Source organism: Pseudomonas sp. PB120, from assembly GCF_009761815.1.
Taxonomy (GTDB): Bacteria; Pseudomonadota; Gammaproteobacteria; order Pseudomonadales; family Pseudomonadaceae; genus Aquipseudomonas.
Window position 1 is genome coordinate 39,026 of the sequence record NZ_RWIN01000028.1, and the last position, 17,346, is coordinate 56,371.

The window sequence follows — 17,346 nt, forward strand, 5'->3', positions numbered from 1 at the left end:
CGCCGGAAAGCAAGTCAAAGACTAGCGGCTACCCAAATTTTCAATCTTTACGTTAGCCCCTGCCCGAAACTACCCGTAAATCTGGGTGGAAATATTGCAGCGCCTATCCGGTGCAAGACGGAATCCTTGGTCTGTCTGGGTCGAGGTTAAGAGCCAATTCCGTGCCACCTCGCTCTCAGCATTTTTGTTTATGAAATATGGTTGGCACTAAAAAGCCGCCCGTAGGCGGCTATTAGTCACGCTGGCAGAACTTACAGCGCCTAGAACACGAACTCATGGTAGGTGGCGTTGACCTCAGCCTGAGTGATGCCTATGTACGCCATGGTGACAGCGGGGCTGGAGTGGTTCAGTACCTTGCAAATCTTCTCGATTGACACCCCGCCGTTGTACATCAGCCAGCCACGAGTCTTTCGCATCGAGTGAGTACCAAGTTGCAGGCTCATTTCCTCACCTACGGCCTTGAAGGCGTTGGCTACAGCGATGCGGCTTACTGCCTTGCCCTTGGCCCGGTTGCTGTCCACCTCGAACAGGTAAGTGTGCGTGGGGTGAGCAGCCCTGCGGCGGCCTACGATGGTTTTAACAGAACTGTTCAGGTCAATGATGCGGGTCTTACCGGTCTTGCCTTCTTTGATCACCAGCTTGTCGCCTTGCACATCTTCGAAGGTAAGGCTGAGTAGGTCACTGATGCGAAGGGCAGTGTTGACCCCGAACCGCCAGATGTCCGCGTACAGAGAATTGCCCCTGGCGTTCTTGGTCAGCTTGCGGGAAATGGTTTCGGCTTCACCCTGTGTTTTCACGGCTTCTACGATGTTCATCTCTAGTTAACACTCCATGGAGTTTCCCGCTGATGTGTTAAGTAGAGCACGTTCCTTTGGATGGAGTCCAGTGTTTCTGTGGGGTCGCTTATTAACACAATACTATTCTGTTAATTAGACACGATCCTGTGACCTTAACAGGCAATTATCTCCTGAGCAGAAAGTAGCCACGGTTGATAACTAACGAACAAAGGCTGGTTGCCGAGTGGTTGGCTAGCCCCGATGTATTGCAGGAAGTGGCGATTGTTGGTTGAGTGAGCGAGGGACAGCGGGAAATTTGCAGTTGCGAATAAACCTTCGTGTGGCTGGCGTTCGGCTTAGCCCCTCCGCTCGCAATTCCAACGTTTCCGGGGCTTTCGACAAGAGTAGAGGCTTGGGTGCGAAGCAAGGCAGGGGGGGCGAGGGGGAGTTTTGCATTAGTTCCGGCAATAGCTTCTGCATTTAGATCAGCTGATTTTTCAATCACTTCTTTCGTGAGCAGGTCGTGAAAGCATCTGGTGAAGTCGCCAAGCTTCACCGACCCGCCCCCACACCGACTCTGTTGACTGGACCGGTTGCTGGCCCTGCTCTCATTGCAGACGTGGTAGCGATTGCCAATTAATATCTACTCGCGTTGGGGAAAAGTGACGGGGCTCGTTCGGGGGAGGCGTCCCGTAGGCTACTGCGATCAAACACTTTCCCTGCTCTTGCGGTAGAGCTTCGAATGCTGACTAGTCAGGCATCAGTAAATCATTGTATTTGCTGGGCACTAGCGCAATCTCACCCCAAGCAAGTCTGTCTACGGCCAATCCGCTGCCATTCTGAGTGATGACCCCGTAGAACATAACGATCCGTCCCGTCGAATCGTCGTTTATACCCTTTTCTCTACAGAACCCATCTTGAAGCTTGATAGTGAAATCCCCAATTGCTGAATCGCACTCGAGCCGAGTCATACGTATGTTGCTGGAGTGACTTCCCGCGTTCCGGCTGCTCTTGACTCTTCCGAAGTACAGGCAGGGTGACTGTTCCGTGCTAAGAATGTTGGACGGCAGCTCGTTTACATTTGTCAGCAGATCGGCCAGCTGTACTGCGTGCTGAGCTTCCGGGAGGAAAAAATACTTGTCTTTGTTGACTTCAAAGTTGGAGCAAATCCCTGCAACAGTAGTGATTACGCTTGGCAGCTGGAAAGTTTCTCCCTGATGACGGCCTATCGGTACCGCTGCCAAGGGCCCACTGACGTCCTCAACGGCAGTTTCATCATAGTCGACACCTGGTGTGCCCAGAATTTCCGGTTTGGACTGGAGAAATCCTTTGATAATTGTTATCTGATTATGATCGATTGCTCGCTTAGCTTCCTCCCATGTGTCGTAGCGTTTACCTTTGGGCTTTTTGGCCCTCAGAACGCAAGCAACATGCTGCCATCGACTTAGGTGACGATAGAAGGGATCGCGCAGGTTGGTAAAACGATCTTTTACCTTAGGGGTACGCTCAACGTTCGTACAGCAGCAAGGGCAGAAAAGGTTACCCGCCATCTCTTCTTCGTACTCGTCCGGCGTGACTCTCCGACTCGCCTTCAAAGCGTCTCGGTTACCGCCATCGTATTTCCAGTCGAGCAGATGATGAGCGTAGGCAATTTTTCTCTTGGTAGACATCAGGTAATCCCATGGAGGTTGGTACTGTCAACTAGCCGTACCGATAAACGAAAATTAAGAAGGTGGGGCACAAGATTGGTGCTTGGCAAAACAATCTCCGTATGTTCGATAAATTTCACTGACGGAGGCTTCAGTGCAGCGGCTGCATACTAAGAACCTTCTAATGAGCGACCTCTAGCCCATCTGGTTAGCTATTTAAATGGCTTGTCGATGGAAAAACATTGCACGTTAGCGATGAGTTTATTGACGCTCCTTATGCGGTGCTGCATGGTTAACATCAAGGTCACGGGTGATGCAGCACCACTCCACCCTAGAATAGAAGTGTTATTTTGCCTCACGGCTAACATGTGATCATTGGGCTAGGGGCAGAAAAGCCCCACAAGCTTTTGATTTTAACTGTGTGGTGTAATGTGACGTGCCGTCACGTAATAATAGTCAGTGCAATTCTCAGCACAGCTGGAACTGCTTATTATCGTGGAAAAAACCTCTTAAAGAATCTTTAAGAAGAAATTTCCGACTGGTCTGTTTGCTGCAACTGTCGGTGCGGGCTGAGCCAGCTACTTACCGTTCTCGGGGTCTTCCCGATCTCTTTGGCGATGTCATCGATGTTGTGCTTCTGCTCCCATAGGCAGATGGCCTTCTGCTTTAGACTCTCTCTCTTAATTCTTGAGGCCGACTCCGGTGCTATGTAATCTTCAGAGAAAGCTTCGTTAATCTCGCAATTACCTATCTTTTCTGCGAGGAAGTTTGCGATATCTAGGTCTTGCACAAATAACAAGATATTGGATAGGCTTGTTCTTGACCTCAGGGCGGTTCTGCAAACAGATTGAAGGGTGGACTCGTAAAACCGTTCATACTTCACTGCTTCCTTGATTTCAGTGGAGGTTACTGCGCTCTCGATAGAGAGTAGTTCTGCAAGTGTATTTAAGCTCCTGATTTCGATTGGGGTTATGTTGCCGTGCTGTAGGCAAATGGCAATGTTGTATTCGGAGTATTCGTTGATGCCTCTGTTGTCGATGGGGATGAATTTTATATTGCTCTCGTCATGGCCTAGTGGAACTGGTAGTTCAGGTTCGCACCACTTATGTGCCACTAGAATCGCTTTCCTTTTTCCGATGATTCTAAATACATCGACTCTCAGCCAAGCATCTAACAAGCAATCTTCTTGATAGTCTGGGTAAAGCTTACCTGCCTTCATTAGTGCTGCGCTTTTAGAGTAAGACCTGTTCCTGAAGAAAGGGTGTATCTCTACCTTGTTTCCATACCCAGAAAAATCTATGTTTGCCTCGATGGGGCGAATGCACCATCCTGCTCCTTTCAGAGTAACTCCAAGAAGCGTTTTTTCTACTTCAGCCCCCATGATCACCGCTTCCTCTGCTGCATCGAATGCAGGGATGTAGTGTTTAACCCCAATGATTCTAACGGTTCGCTTCAGCTTGGAGTCGAGTTCTTCAACTTCAACAACATACCTGCAATCTAGTAATGCCTTGAGAATGCTGCGTGCATCAGAGGTAAGAGTTGAATCGTCTCCGTTGGCCAGTCCTTCAATTAGCGTAAGGCAATCGTCTTTCGCATTTACTCTGTTCTTGTCGCCTACTTTGGTCACGTCGGTGATGCTGCCAAACGCTTTACGGTAGGAGAGATCGGTAAAGTTGTGTGTCGAACAATCCCAAGTTGTCGGGACCTCATCTAGGTATAGTCTCCATCCATGCAGGGTTTCAGGGTTGATCAGCCTCAGTGACTCGTGTGTACAAATGAGAATCCTGTGCGTGCGGTTGATCAGGCTTTCCTCTAGACACTGCACGACAGAACCCTCTACGGTACTGCTATCGATGGCATTGAAATCCATCTTCAGTTCTCGCATTCGGTTTTGCACTTCCGCTGAAAGAATCTTGGTTGGAAATACAAGTACAGAGCATTGATCGTCTATCTTGGTGAGTCGGTTAATTAGCCAAGATGTTTTTCCTGCTCCTGGCGGTGCAATTAATGCGTGTATAACTTTCATAAATAGTTCGGATTTAAAGTGATTAACTGATTTCAGGACGTAGCAATGCACTGCCAGAGCTGTGATTCTCTGGTTAAAGGTATGTGAAGTCTCAACAACGCTCTGGCAGCTTTTGATGAAGCGTGTCGCTGGGGAATGATCGTAAACCAAATTTTCCCGATTCTGCGACCTTTTAGAGCTAGGGCGGCGTTTGACGAAGGTTTGATTGATAGTGTGGGGCGATATTAATCATCATTGATGATGTTTTCTTTTTCTTGGTCTACCTGTTCCTTCCATTTGGTCATCCGGTATTTACGATAGTCTAGTAGGTCTGGCAGCGTGGGTTTAACCTGAGGGTAGTGAGTGGAAAATGCTTTTAGAAACTCAACGTCGGAATGACTCGCAGTTACCGAAAAATACTCGGCATGTTCATCGTAGTCACGTGTTACACCTCGTACTTCTCCGCTGGCCGTGACCTGAAGAAAATATTCTGGAGAGGTAATAAAGTCATCGTAATCCTCGTTGGTAGGGGGCATTAGGTTGATGTCAATTACGAAGGCCCACTCAATTGGGTGGAGCTCTCCATGTTCAGGGTTAATGAATGGTAGGTTGTCATAGAAGAAGTGGTCTTTGAGGTTTTCTGTGGGGAGTAGTGTTTTATTTGTCATAAGGCAATACCTGTCAGTCTCTCACAAAGCTTCATGGTTGAGCATGATGTGGGAGTGGTTAATGACTGTTGTTAACGATGTATCTTAAAGGTTAGCTTGGTGCGTGCGTATATGGAGCTGGCTCGCTCTTAAAACGAGCTTGCAGTTGTTTAATTAATTTTTCTGTCTCCGGTTTTTAGGTTTTGTAACTTTGGCTATGAGAGGTGGTTAGACAAAGAGCTTTGCTGTTTCATGGTTTTCCTTCGCCCTGCGGATGTCGTTTCGTGGCTTCATCAAACCCATTTTTTTTCGCTCGTCAACCCCCCGGATCCACATTTTTTTTGTGTTGGCATAGTTGGTGTTATGGCGTTAGTTAGTTAGTGTTCGACTTTTCCTAAGTTAGTGTTTGACTTTTCGTATATTAGTGTCCGGCTTTTCGTTTTTTAGTGTCAGACTTTTCGTTGGTAAGTGTTCGACTTTGCGACGGAAAGTGTTTGAGTTTTATTTTGTTGCTGTTTTGATTCTGGTTGATTGATGTTGGTCTATATCGTTGTGTGATTTGTTGGTTTTTTTGTACGTGTTGATCGTTGTATGTGCAAAAAGTCTTGATGTCGGTATCCCGCAAACAGTGGGTCTTCTTTGGTATTGCTAATTTTCTAGTGCATGTAGTAGCGGACCCAAATCTATCAGGGCAGGGTGCAATGGAAGAATGCGTCGGCTACTGGAGGTCTTCAGGTTCTGGCCTTCGCGGCTGTCATCAATCCGGATGCACTGGATGCCCTGTTTCTCGATAAAGTCATCCACCCGCAGTTGGCAGAGTTCTTCCAGTCGTGCCCCAGTCGCTCGCCCTAGGAGCGCCAACCAGTAACGCCAAAGGCTTCCTAACATTTTTCAAGGCAGCCAACCAAGAAACTTAACTGGCTGCCCATCCGAATCAATCAGTCGATCAGGTGCAAAACGTCCCTGACGTTGAGGTGGGAGTATCGCGCTACGGATCGTGTATCCCGATGGCCTGACACGATCATTATTTGGGCGTTGTTGAACCCCTTTTTTGCAACGTTCGTTATTCTGGTGTGCCTGAGCTGGTGCAGTCGAACGCTACTGTCCAAGCCTGCCTTTACTCGTGCCAATCGCACTGCCTGAGAAACTGCGTGCGGAGTGACGGGGAAGATTAGGTTGTTCGAGTGACGTTCTACGGTGGCACATAGTTGAGCGAGCTGGAGTATCTCCACGGCACGGCGGGTGAGTGGAACAGATCTCGTACCGTTCTTACCGTCAATCACGTCGGCAATGCGATCCCTGAGGTGCAGGCAGTCCTTTGTCAGTCTCAGGATTTCTGACCGCCGCATGGCAGTTTCGTAAGCCAGTTCAACAATCAGTTGCATGGTGGGTGACAGCTTTGCGAGCAACCGTTCAAGTTCGCTCGCACTAATCACCTTGTCGGAGGATCGATCAGGCTTTGGAAGTGCGATATCGCTGACGGGGTTGTGGATGTCGATCAATAGGCCACGTTTGGCGAACCTGTAGAAGCGGGACATGAACGCAAGCTGCGTCCTGCATGTGGAAGACTTTACCTTCTTCAGCCGCATAATCTTGAAGTCGTTGATCATTTGCGGTGTGATTTCGTGGATGGGCTTGGTGAAGTGTCTGCCCAAATGCTCCACGATTTTAAGTGCATGGTCGTAGCTGCCTTTCCCCTTGAGCATGGTTTCGCAGTAGGTCATGCCCAGCGTATATATAGTGTGATGCTTGTGATCCGACGTCACGGCTTCAATCTGTTTTGCCCATGACTCTGCTTCGGCCTTCGTGTTGAAGGTTTTCGATTGGGAAGATTTACCTTTAACCCGTACCTGAGCGTTCCAGTTGCCGGACGGGAGTAAGCGGAAATTAGCCATTTTTAACGCCTCATGATGTGAATGGGCGTTCTGTGAAATCCAAGAGCAGCAGGGCTTGGAGCTTGCTCCTAGCAGACCTTGACATGGTGGGGGTCGTTGGTTCGAGTCCAATCGCGCCTACCAAACAAAATCCGCTCTGCTGGGCGGTCTAGAAGGGCTCACCGAAAGGTGGGCCCTTTTTTGTTGTCCTTGTCCCGTCCTGAATAAGGTTTACACCTTCTGATCTATTTTCAGGAGGACGTAATGGAATCAGCAAAAAGGCGTAGTCAGCGAGACTACACGCTGACTTTTAAATTGTCGGTCGTCGACCAGGTCGAAAAAGGCGAGCTGAGTTATAAAGAGGCTCAGGAGCGCTACGGGATTCAAGGCAAAACGACCGTTCTGACGTGGTTACGTAAGCATGGTCGACAGGATTGGAGCCCAGGCACATACATCGGCTCGCCGAGGACGGGGTCTATGCCCGACAAAAACCGACCATTAACACCAGAGCAGCGCATCAAAGAGCTTGAGGAACAGTTGGCTCTGTCCAATCAGAAAGCGCAGTTTTTCGAGGCGGTCGTGGATGTCTTGAAAAATGACTACGGTCTCTCTGTCGTAAAAAAGCGTCCCGGCAAGTCCTCGCGCAAAAACGAATCCAAAACCTGAGCATCAGCAGGGCTTGCCAGTTCATGGGGATAAGCCGACAGGCTTACTACAAACGCAATCGCTCCGATGCTGCTCGTCTGGTTCTGGATCAGAAGGTTGCCGACTTTGTTGAGCAAAAACGTCAGCGGCAGCCGCGTTTGGGCACCCGAAAGCTGCATTACTTGCTGCATTGCCAGCCTCAACTTGAGTTGCAAGTGGGTCGAGATCGGCTGTTTTCGATTCTGCGGGAAAGACGTTTATTGGTGGCTCGCAAGCGGGCGTATCACAAGACAACCAACAGTCATCATCGCTTTCACCGCCACCCGAACTTGCTCAAGCCCGGACCTGATCAAATCGTGCCAAGCCGCCCGGAACAGGTCTGGGTGGCGGACATCACTTATCTACCAACGCAAGCAGGAGTGGCGTATCTGAGCCTTGTGACCGATGCCTTCTCGCGCAAGATCGTGGGTTATCACGTTGTCCCGTCCTGAATAAGGTTTACACCTATTTCAGGACTAGACACCTGGATTTATTGCAGGGCTTTGAGCGGCATCTATCAATGGATAGAGCGGGCAGTCATCGCGACTACGTATGTGGATTGATCAGCTTCGCCGGCCTGTCGCAATGGATGCGACAAGCCGGTCGATAGGCGTACTCGCAATCAGAGCGAATAGGCCGCTGCCTGCCCGAGGTTGCTGTCCTGCGCACCGGCGATGAGGTGCAGCGGAATATGCTGCTGTTCTTCCATGGACGGCATTTCAAAGCTACCTACTATCTGCAGGTGTCGCTCAGCCGGCCCGGTCGACTCTTCTTCCTTTGCCTTGGCCATTCTCGCGTGGTTCGCTGCGATTTCATTGAGAGTTGACACGTTGCATCTCCGGTGACTGACCAGACGTTTCGCTGGAGTCCTTAAGCGTTGATTTGATGGCTGCCGCGTCAGAATTACGTCGTTCTCGGGCCGCTAGAGGCGTACTTAGCAATCCTTGAGCCAGCGAAGTGACGTAAATCGTTTCACATTTCCGTAAGCGACGAATGGTGGCAGGGAAGCGGGGCCAGGACGCCTTACGCAGGTCGTGCTCTCGGGATTCGGGCGTAAACTGGCAAGTGCTTCCTCATCAAAAAGGAGCCGCATATGATCGCCAACCCAGTGAACAAGCCGTCAACCGTGGATAAAGCGGTTTGGGACCAATATTTCTGCGCCGCGTTGATCGCCGAGAGCAACCTGACGGCACCCGTGGTCGGGGGGTCGAATCACGAAGACAGGCAAAACCTGTTGATCGAAAGGGCCAAAACCCTCGCCGACAAAATGATGGAAAACAGAAGATAACCGGAGCCCAGCCATCGAGCTGGGCTCTTTTTATCTGGAGCCTGATACCTGGGCGACACATGACGTTTTACCTTCGCAATGCAGGCCCGCGTTTCATCGACTACTACTGACAGGCTGACTCAACCTTGTCCTGACAGGAGTATCTCGATGCTGGTTCACTGGTTTCTTGCGGCCATTCACCTTTTGGCGTTGGTCCTTGGGTTTTGGGCGGTGCTATCTCGCGGCGCCGCATTTCGGCGTCTCGCTGCCGGGGTTGGAGACTCTCGTAGCGTATTGATCGCGGATAATATGTGGGGGATCTCTGCGGTCATTCTCTTGATCACCGGTGGGATGCGCGCGTTTGGCGGGTACGAAAAAGGCACTGACTACTACCTTCACCAACCGCTGTTCCATCTCAAGATGACGCTGTTCATCATCATTCTGGTGCTGGAAGTCGCACCCATGGTGACGCTGATCAAATGGCGGATCGCGTTGGCACGTGGCGCAGCAATAGAGGCCGGGCGCGCGAAGCTGTTTGCACGGATCAGTCATATCGAAGCGCTGCTGGTACTGCTGATGGTTGTGGCGGCCACGGGGATGGCGCGGGGTGTGACGTTTGGTTAGCTGAATGGGATCCAGCTCTTTCCAGGAGTGAGCCTGGTCACGTCATGAGGATAGCCAGTAGTGCCGACTTTACAGGGCGGGTCATTGGCCTCTCAGGCGGAGGCAAAACCCAAACGAGGGGCGATGCGGCGCTTGAATCTTTAGCCAGCCGTGATTCCAGAGTGAACAGGCTGGCTACTGACTGCAGAAGGGCTCAGGGCGTCTGTGGCTTGTCCGGAGCGGTCAGGCCGGCCTGGATGCGCTGATAAATTTCTTCGCGGTGCACCGCAACGTCTTTCGGGGCGTTGATACCAATCCTGACTTGTTGGCCGCTGACGCCGAGGATGGTGATCGTAATATCGTCGCCAATGTTTATGCTTTCACCGACTTTGCGGGTGAGTATCAGCATGGTCTTCTCCTTGATTGCTTTTGTAGGGCACCTGATTCGAACAGTGCAGAGGTCGGTGGTATGTATAGATTAGTGCGAAGTCTCACGGTTTGGGTGCCTCTTTCTGACGCGCAGATGCTGCATTAATTCCCAAGGCGTAACTATACAGAGGCCGCAACCATCATTCTCGTTGTTTTGAGCCCATTTTGCGGCACTCGGGAAGTATTCATGAATGTTAAAATCGCCGCTTTAAGCATTCGGAGGGAAGCGTTGTGCGCAAAATGGTCTTGGTAATCGCGGTGCTGGCGTTGGCGGGCTGTGGTGAAGGCAAGAGTGTAGACGCTCAGAAGCCGAAAACGGCGGCCGTTTCCGCATCGGCCGCAACAACAGCCGGACCTCAGTGGGACCTGGAAGTCCGGGGCGAGACCACGCAGGCAGTGAGCGACTTGAGCGGCTGGTTGCTCGAGCACAGCTTTATTTCCAATGTGATCACGGAAAATGGCAAGACTCGTATCCTGATGGGGCCGTTCAGCTCGAAAGCCGAGGCCGAGGCCAAACAGGCTGAAGTCGATGCCGCGCTCATCCGGGCGAAAAAACAGAACATTCAATTGCTGGTCCTTGAACGTCCAGCGGTCCAGTAGAAACGAACAAAGGCCTCGGGTATCACTCCCGAGGCCTTTATGTTTTCAGTGCCGACTTTCAGCCACAGGCCTTCAGGTTCACCGGGCCGACAAATTCGTTGCCGCGTCCCATCACACACGCCACGCTCTGATTGCGTTGTCGCTCCCAGGCTTGTACGGGATAGGTCTTGTTCCAGGCTTCGTACAGCTGGCGATCCTGTTTCGACAAACGCAGGCCGTACTGTTTGCTCATGTAGAAGTAAGTCCGGGCAATCATGCCGCGAATGGAAGGGCGGGGCATGACCTTCTTCGCCTTGAAGTCGACCTGGGTCAGGCATGAACCATATTGTCCCGACTGCACGGGCAGCCAGCCGAAACTGAAGTTGTTTCGATCGCCGTTCACCTCACCGATGCTCGGCACCAGGTTATGCAGGTCGGCCTCAGCCTTCTGATACACCGGATCGTGGCGCGTGCAGTTAGTGCGCCCGCCTTCTTGCCAGCATTGACGCTGATGACCTATCTGCCAGGCCGGGACGATGTGTTCCCATTCAATGCGCGAGGCGCGCTTGGCATTTTTGCGCGGCACATAACCGCAGGCCGAAAGATTGACCTTGTTGCCCGTGTACTTGCACCCGCAATAGAACTCGGTGGATTGCGGGGCGTACAACTTCCAGGCGACTTTCTTGGCTTCGCTGAAGGTGCGCGGGGCGTCGGCTTGGGCGCCGATGGCAAACAGCAAGAACACTAAAGCGAAACAACGGACGCTCATCGACTCAATCTTCCTTCGGCACAACCCAGAAAATCTGCACGCCACCGTCGTCGCGATAGGCGAGCGTCACGTTGTCGTTCTCGTCGATTTCTTCGAGCAACTGTTCCCACTCATCCACGGGTTCGTCCGGCAGGCGGAAGATCAGTGCGGCTTTGGCTTTCTGAGCAGTGGGGGAGTTGATGATTTTCTGAACGCGCATGCCCATGCGTTCATAGGAGGAAGGAGAGACAGAGGTAGAGGCCACGGAGTTATCCTTATTAAGCTGTACGTGCATACAGTATTTAACTGTAGGCATTTTCGCAACTGCTTAAAATTCAAGAAAATCCTCTGACAGCGTTTTTTTCTGTTTTATGTAGGACGCAGGAGTTTTTTATTCAGCTTATGGCCCCTCGCGAGGAGGGCGAGGGGCTCCGATGCCCGACCTGAACCGGCCGGGCGAGGGCGAATCAGTATTCCCAGAACATCCGTTGCAGCTCTTTGCTGTCGTTGGTCTTGGTCAGTGCGACCATCGCCAGGATGCGAGCCTTCTGCGGGTTCAGGTCGTGTGCCACGACCCAGTCATATTTGTCGTCAGGCTGTTCGGCGTTACGCAACACGAAGCCGCCAGCGTTGACGTGGGAAGAACGGATGATTTGCACGCCATCTTTGCGCAGCGCTTGCAGGGCAGGCACGACCCGCGAAGAAACCGAGCCATTGCCGGTGCCGGCATGGATGATGGCTTTGGCGCCGGATTGAGCCAGTGCTTTGTAGGCGGTGTCGCTTACGTTGCCGTAGGAATAGGCGATTTCGACGTCAGGCAGGCTCTTGATGTTCTTGATGTCGAATTCCGAATCCATGGTATGGCGCTTGGCTGGCAAGCGGAACCAATAGGATTTGCCTTCGACCACCATGCCGAGCGGACCCCAGGCGCTTTTAAACGCTTCGGTCTTGATGTTGATCATTTTGCTGACATCACGACCCGACTGGATTTCATCATTCATGGTCACCAAAACGCCTTTACCGCGTGCCTCTTTGCTGCTGGCCACGGCCACCGCGTTGTACAGGTTTAACATGCCGTCAGCCGACATGGCGGTGCCCGGGCGCATGGAGCCGACGACGATGATCGGCTTGTCGGTTTTTTCCACCAGGTTCAGGAAGTACGCCGTTTCTTCCAGCGTGTCGGTGCCGTGGGTGATGACGATGCCATCGACGTCCTGGCTGTCGGCCAGTTCAGCCACGCGACGGCCCAGTTGCAGCAGGTTGTCGTTGGTGATGCTTTCGGAAGCGATTTGCATGACTTGTTCGCCGCGAACGCTAGCCAGTTGACTCAGTTCCGGAACGCCAGCGATCAATTGTTCGATGCCGACTTTCGCCGCTTGATAGGTCGCACTGTTGGCGGCGCTGGCGCCCGCGCCGGCGATGGTGCCACCGGTGGCCAGGATCACCACGTTCGCCAGTTTTTGTCGGGCTTCGACTTCTTTCGCCTGAAGGGCGGTAGGCAGGAGGAGCAGCAGGGCCAAAGCGCCCGGAACGAAGGTCTTGAAAGCAGATGTCATTATTTTTCTCTCTAGTAGTGAGACGGTGCTGATGCAGGTTCATCTAGATGCGCCCCAGACGATCTGAACGCCGGGGGTGAGGGGAAGAGAGCAGGATCTGTACCAGTCATATCCGAAGTTGAAAAATATGTTTAACCCAATGATTTGTATCAATTATTTTGATTTTTGTGAATGCGACTTAAACATCGTGTTGTCCGGGTTTCCGAATATGTTTGGGATTGGCGTTCGGCTCTCCGAAAGGGACTGCTGACCCTGTAGAGCGCCTTGTCTTGCCAGATTGCCAATCATCACTAAAGAAACCCGTGTGCGGGTCGATGCCTCTCTAAAGGATCTTTTTTTAGGGAGTTCACATGTCGTTTTCCGTTGGTTTTCCAAACGCAACTGCAGTCCTGATCGGGGGCAAATCGTCGTCGGCTGTAGACGCATCGAGTGACGCGACCTCTGAGACGGCAGCGCTGCCGGGCAAGGAAGAAAACAAGGACAACCGGGTCAAGGCGGGGGGCGGCGCTCAAGGCGCGGGCAAGTCCGAGGCCAGCAGCAATCAAAGTGTCGCGGTTCAGGTGCTGCTCAAGCGAATGGCGGAGCTTCAACAGCAACTGCGCGAACAACAGCAGCAACTCGCGGCAGCTCAGGCGGCGCCTTATTCTACGCCGGAAGCCAAGACCACCGCCGTGATGTCCATCCAGGGCCAAATCGCGAATACCAACGGTGCGCTGTCACAAGTGGCGGGCAGTCTGCTCAGGGAATTGGCCAAGGAATCCGGTTCCGGCAGCCTGATCAGCACCACGGCGTAATACCCGCTTCGCGCAAACGAAAGTACAAAACGTTATTTTTCGACCGTTGACAAATGTCGGCAGGGTTCCCATAGTTCGGTCTACGCAAACGTTTGCGCAGTGCTGCTGATGGCTTGATCCGTCAGCAGATCTGCTGAAGCCTACGCCAGCGCAAGCGTTGCTCACAATAATCATAAGATCGGAGTGAACCCATGAAGCTGCCATTCGCTGGACGTCTTCTCGCTGTCGCTATGCTGGCTGCCGCATCCGCCGCGCTGCCCCTCTCTTCGGCCTTGGCCGACACCCCTGAAAAACCTAAAGTCGCGCTGGTCATGAAATCCCTGGCCAACGAGTTCTTCCTGACCATGGAAGACGGCGCCAAGGCGTATCAGAAAGACCACTCCGGCGAATTCGAGCTGATTTCCAACGGCATCAAGGACGAAACCGACACCGCTGGCCAGACGCGAATCGTCGAGCAGATGATCCTGGCCAAGGTCAATGCGCTGGTCATTGCGCCGGCAGACTCCAAGGCCATGGTTCCGGTCATCAAGAAAGCCATCGATGCCGGTATCACCGTGATCAACATCGATAACCAGCTCGACCCAGCCGTGGTCAAAAGCAAAAACCTGACAGTGCCGTTCGTAGGTCCGGACAACCGCAAAGGCGCGCGTCTGGTGGGTGAATACCTGGCCAAGCAACTGAAGGCGGGCGACGAAGTCGGGATCATTGAAGGTGTTTCCACCACCACCAATGCCCAGGCCCGCACCGCTGGATTCAAGGATGCAATGGAAGCCGCGCAAATCAAGGTCGTATCGTTACAGTCCGGTGACTGGGAAATCGACAAGGGCAACAAGGTGGCCGCCTCGATTCTCAGCGAGTACCCGGAAGTCAAGGCACTGCTGGCCGGCAACGACAGCATGGCCGTCGGTGCCGTTTCTGCCGTGCGTGCGGCGGGCAAGGCCGGCAAGGTTCAGGTGGTGGGTTACGACAACATCAACGCCATCAAACCAATGCTCAAGGATGGCCGCGTCCTGGCCACAGCGGACCAGTTTGCTGCCAAGCAAGCGGTGTTCGGCATCGAGACCGCGCTGAAGATCATCAAGGGTGAGAAGGTCGACAGCGGCGCCAACAACGTCATCGAAACTCCGGTAGAGCTGGTGACCAAGTAGTCCTTCTGGCGACACAACGGTGCTCGCCCGCCCGGGCGAGCGCATGGAGAGTTTTTTATGTCAGTTTCCGCCCCGAACGCTGTCCTCTCGGTCAGCGGTATCGGTAAGACTTATGCTCAACCGGTCCTGACCGGCATCGACCTGACGCTCATGCGCGGTGAGGTGCTGGCACTGACGGGTGAGAACGGCGCCGGAAAAAGCACGCTGTCGAAAATCATCGGCGGTCTGGTCACGCCGACCACCGGCCAGATGCAGTTTCAGGGGCAGGATTACCGCCCCGGCAGCCGTGCTCAGGCTGAAGACCTGGGCATCCGCATGGTCATGCAGGAACTCAATCTGTTACCGACCTTGTCGGTGGCGGAGAACCTGTTTCTCGACAACCTCCCGAGCAATGCCGGCTGGATCAGCCGCAAGCAACTGCGCAAAGCGGCAATCGAGGCCATGGCGCAGGTCGGGCTCGACGCAATAGACCCGGACACCCTGGTCGGCGAGCTGGGCATCGGTCACCAGCAAATGGTCGAAATCGCTCGCAACCTGATCGGCGACTGTCATGTGCTGATCCTCGACGAGCCGACGGCGATGCTGACCTCTCGTGAAGTCGAGATGCTGTTCGAGCAGATCACCCGGTTACAGGCTCGCGGGGTGTCGATCATCTACATTTCCCACCGTCTCGAAGAACTCGCCCGGGTAGCGCAGCGCATCGCGGTATTGCGCGACGGCAACCTGGTGTGTGTCGAGCCGATGGCCAATTACAACAGCGAGCAACTGGTGACCTTGATGGTCGGCCGCGAGCTCGGTGAACACATTGACATGGGGTCGCGCAAAATCGGCGCGCCGGCATTGACGGTCAAGGGGTTGAGCCGTTCCGACAAGGTGCGCGATGTGTCTTTCGAAGTACGCGCCGGCGAGATCTACGGGATTTCCGGTTTGATCGGGGCAGGGCGCACCGAGTTGCTGCGCCTGATCTTTGGTGCCGACGTGGCTGACAGCGGCACGGTTGCGCTGGGTTCGCCGGCACAGGTCGTGAGTATCCGCTCGCCTGCGGATGCGGTCGGTCACGGCATTGCCCTGATCACCGAAGACCGCAAGGGTGAAGGCCTGCTGCTGAGTCAATCGATCAGCGCCAACATTGCGCTGGGCAACATGCCGGTGATTTCCAGTGGCGGTGTCGTCAATAACGGTGACGAGATGTCTTTGGCGCAGCGGCAGATCGACGCCATGCGCATCCGCAGTTCCAGCCCGACGCAGCTGGTCTCGGAACTGTCCGGGGGCAACCAGCAAAAAGTCGTGATCGGCCGTTGGCTGGAGCGTGATTGTTCGGTGTTGCTGTTCGACGAGCCGACTCGTGGCATCGACGTGGGCGCCAAGTTCGACATCTATACGCTGCTCGGCGAGCTGACCCGTCAGGGTAAAGCGCTGGTGGTGGTGTCCAGTGACTTGCGCGAACTGATGTTGATCTGCGACCGGATCGGCGTGTTGTCGGCGGGACGTCTGATCGACACCTTCGAGCGTGACAGCTGGACCCAGGATGATTTGCTTGCTGCCGCGTTCGCCGGCTACCAAAAACGAGATGCGTTGCTCAATGAAGCCGCGCCTAGGGATTTACCATGAAAACTGCAACGTCTGCCGGTAAACGTAGTGGCAATTTCTACGGCCTCGGCACCTATCTGGGCCTGGCCGGTGCCTTGCTGGCGATGGTCGCGCTGTTCTCGGTCCTGAGCAGCCATTTTCTGTCTTACGACACATTCAGTACTCTGGCCAACCAGATCCCGGACTTGATGGTCCTGGCGGTTGGCATGACGTTTGTGTTGATCATCGGTGGCATCGACCTGTCGGTGGGTTCGGTGCTGGCCCTCGCGGCGTCGACGGTCAGCGTGGCGATTCTTGGCTGGGGTTGGAGCGTGTTGCCCGCGGCGCTGCTCGGCATGGCCGTAGCGGCATTGGCCGGTACCATCACCGGTTCGATCACCGTGGCGTGGCGGATTCCGTCGTTCATCGTGTCCCTCGGCGTGCTGGAAATGGCGCGCGGCGTGGCGTACCAGATGACCGGTTCACGCACGGCCTACATCGGTGATGCCTTTGCCTGGTTGTCCAATCCAATCGCCTTTGGCATTTCGCCTTCGTTCATCATTGCTTTGCTGATCATTTTCATCGCGCAGGCCGTATTGACCCGCACTGTGTTCGGTCGCTACCTGATCGGGATTGGCACCAACGAAGAGGCCGTGCGCCTGGCGGGGATCAATCCAAAACCCTACAAGATTCTGGTGTTCAGCCTGATGGGACTGCTGGCCGGGATTGCCGCACTGTTTCAGATTTCTCGCCTGGAAGCGGCGGACCCGAATGCCGGTTCCGGCCTCGAACTGCAAGTGATCGCGGCTGTCGTCATCGGCGGTACCAGCCTGATGGGCGGGCGTGGTTCGGTCATCAGTACGTTCTTCGGTGTTCTGATCATTTCCGTATTGGCGGCCGGCCTGGCGCAGATTGGCGCAACCGAGCCTACCAAGCGCATTATCACCGGCGCGGTGATCGTGATCGCGGTGGTGCTAGATACTTATCGCAGTCAGCGCGCAAGCCGGCGGACCTGAGT

17 protein-coding genes, 1 tRNA gene and 2 pseudogenes are annotated in these 17,346 nt (G+C 53.6%); 9 read left to right on the forward strand and 11 right to left on the reverse strand.

Going from position 1 to position 17,346, the window contains the following annotated elements; all coding sequences use genetic code 11:
• Positions 1 to 260: 260 nt before the first annotated feature.
• The 6 genes and pseudogenes from EJA72_RS04200 to EJA72_RS04225 form a co-directional block, all read right to left on the reverse strand.
• A complete protein-coding gene (locus EJA72_RS04200; RefSeq protein WP_157710278.1) occupies positions 261 to 815 on the reverse strand; it encodes a tyrosine-type recombinase/integrase in 555 nt (184 codons plus the stop codon).
• A 710-nt stretch (positions 816 to 1,525) separates the two neighbouring features.
• Positions 1,526 to 2,446 carry a hypothetical protein gene (locus EJA72_RS04205; RefSeq protein WP_157710279.1) on the reverse strand — a complete coding sequence of 307 codons (921 nt, stop codon included), beginning with the start codon at positions 2,444 to 2,446 and terminating at the stop codon, positions 1,526 to 1,528.
• Between the two features lie 499 nt (positions 2,447 to 2,945).
• The gene (locus EJA72_RS04210) at positions 2,946 to 4,295 is read right to left on the reverse strand and encodes a hypothetical protein (protein WP_157710280.1); all 1,350 of its coding nucleotides are present in this window, start codon (positions 4,293 to 4,295) and stop codon (positions 2,946 to 2,948) included.
• 380 nt (positions 4,296 to 4,675) lie between these two features.
• Positions 4,676 to 5,098 carry a hypothetical protein gene (locus EJA72_RS04215; protein ID WP_157710281.1) on the reverse strand — a complete coding sequence of 141 codons (423 nt, stop codon included), beginning with the start codon at positions 5,096 to 5,098 and terminating at the stop codon, positions 4,676 to 4,678.
• 642 nt (positions 5,099 to 5,740) lie between these two features.
• Positions 5,741 to 5,950: pseudogene (locus EJA72_RS29095) on the reverse strand (integrase); the annotation flags it as partial.
• A gap of 65 nt (positions 5,951 to 6,015) precedes the next feature.
• Complete coding sequence (locus tag EJA72_RS04225; protein WP_157710282.1) at positions 6,016 to 6,972, reverse strand: site-specific integrase; 957 nt, start codon at positions 6,970 to 6,972, stop codon at positions 6,016 to 6,018.
• 23 nt (positions 6,973 to 6,995) lie between these two features.
• Between EJA72_RS04225 and EJA72_RS04230 the strand changes: the two genes are divergently transcribed.
• Both EJA72_RS04230 and EJA72_RS04235 read left to right on the forward strand, forming a co-directional pair.
• Positions 6,996 to 7,095 (forward strand) — tRNA-Val (locus EJA72_RS04230).
• A 120-nt stretch (positions 7,096 to 7,215) separates the two neighbouring features.
• Positions 7,216 to 8,075 (forward strand): annotated as a pseudogene (locus EJA72_RS04235) (IS3 family transposase); the annotation flags it as partial.
• 182 nt (positions 8,076 to 8,257) lie between these two features.
• Here the strand turns inward: EJA72_RS04235 and EJA72_RS04240 are convergent.
• Positions 8,258 to 8,464 (reverse strand): hypothetical protein, encoded by a 207-nt coding sequence (locus EJA72_RS04240; RefSeq protein ID WP_157710283.1) that lies wholly within the window; start codon positions 8,462 to 8,464, stop codon positions 8,258 to 8,260.
• Between the two features lie 264 nt (positions 8,465 to 8,728).
• Here EJA72_RS04240 and EJA72_RS04245 point away from each other — a divergent pair, with 264 nt between their 5' ends.
• A complete protein-coding gene (locus EJA72_RS04245) occupies positions 8,729 to 8,923 on the forward strand; it encodes a hypothetical protein (RefSeq protein WP_157710284.1) in 195 nt (64 codons plus the stop codon).
• Positions 8,924 to 9,070: 147 nt separating this feature from the next.
• Positions 9,071 to 9,526: a DUF2214 family protein gene (locus EJA72_RS04250; protein WP_157710285.1), complete on the forward strand. Its 456-nt coding sequence runs from the start codon at positions 9,071 to 9,073 to the stop codon at positions 9,524 to 9,526.
• A gap of 193 nt (positions 9,527 to 9,719) precedes the next feature.
• Here EJA72_RS04250 and csrA read toward each other — a convergent pair whose 3' ends face one another.
• Positions 9,720 to 9,914 carry a carbon storage regulator CsrA gene (gene csrA, locus EJA72_RS04255; protein ID WP_007938114.1) on the reverse strand — a complete coding sequence of 65 codons (195 nt, stop codon included), beginning with the start codon at positions 9,912 to 9,914 and terminating at the stop codon, positions 9,720 to 9,722.
• 251 nt (positions 9,915 to 10,165) lie between these two features.
• On the opposite strand from csrA, the gene EJA72_RS04260 reads away from it, so the two are divergent.
• The gene (locus tag EJA72_RS04260) at positions 10,166 to 10,534 is read left to right on the forward strand and encodes an SPOR domain-containing protein (protein WP_178129044.1); all 369 of its coding nucleotides are present in this window, start codon (positions 10,166 to 10,168) and stop codon (positions 10,532 to 10,534) included.
• Positions 10,535 to 10,592: 58 nt separating this feature from the next.
• On the opposite strand, the gene EJA72_RS04265 is transcribed toward EJA72_RS04260, so the two are convergent.
• The 3 genes from EJA72_RS04265 to EJA72_RS04275 form a co-directional block, all read right to left on the reverse strand.
• Complete coding sequence (locus EJA72_RS04265) at positions 10,593 to 11,282, reverse strand: endonuclease (RefSeq protein WP_157710286.1); 690 nt, start codon at positions 11,280 to 11,282, stop codon at positions 10,593 to 10,595.
• A 4-nt stretch (positions 11,283 to 11,286) separates the two neighbouring features.
• Positions 11,287 to 11,577: a DUF1654 domain-containing protein gene (locus EJA72_RS04270; RefSeq protein ID WP_157710287.1), complete on the reverse strand. Its 291-nt coding sequence runs from the start codon at positions 11,575 to 11,577 to the stop codon at positions 11,287 to 11,289.
• 151 nt (positions 11,578 to 11,728) lie between these two features.
• On the reverse strand, positions 11,729 to 12,817 hold the full coding sequence (locus EJA72_RS04275; RefSeq protein ID WP_157710288.1) for an asparaginase: 1,089 nt from the start codon (positions 12,815 to 12,817) through the stop codon (positions 11,729 to 11,731).
• A gap of 350 nt (positions 12,818 to 13,167) precedes the next feature.
• On the opposite strand from EJA72_RS04275, the gene EJA72_RS04280 reads away from it, so the two are divergent.
• The 4 genes from EJA72_RS04280 to EJA72_RS04295 all read left to right on the forward strand — a co-directional run bounded on the left by EJA72_RS04280 (position 13,168) and on the right by EJA72_RS04295 (position 17,344).
• Entirely contained in the window at positions 13,168 to 13,611 is a 444-nt protein-coding gene (locus EJA72_RS04280) for a hypothetical protein (protein WP_157710289.1), read from the forward strand.
• 191 nt (positions 13,612 to 13,802) lie between these two features.
• Positions 13,803 to 14,759, forward strand: coding sequence for a sugar ABC transporter substrate-binding protein (locus EJA72_RS04285; protein ID WP_157710290.1), 957 nt, complete (start codon positions 13,803 to 13,805; stop codon positions 14,757 to 14,759).
• Positions 14,760 to 14,816: 57 nt separating this feature from the next.
• The gene (locus EJA72_RS04290; RefSeq protein ID WP_157710291.1) at positions 14,817 to 16,370 is read left to right on the forward strand and encodes a sugar ABC transporter ATP-binding protein; all 1,554 of its coding nucleotides are present in this window, start codon (positions 14,817 to 14,819) and stop codon (positions 16,368 to 16,370) included.
• Positions 16,367 to 17,344, forward strand: coding sequence for an ABC transporter permease (locus tag EJA72_RS04295; protein ID WP_157710292.1), 978 nt, complete (start codon positions 16,367 to 16,369; stop codon positions 17,342 to 17,344). Before EJA72_RS04290 ends, EJA72_RS04295 begins: the two co-directional genes overlap by 4 nt.
• Positions 17,345 to 17,346 lie beyond the last annotated feature (2 nt).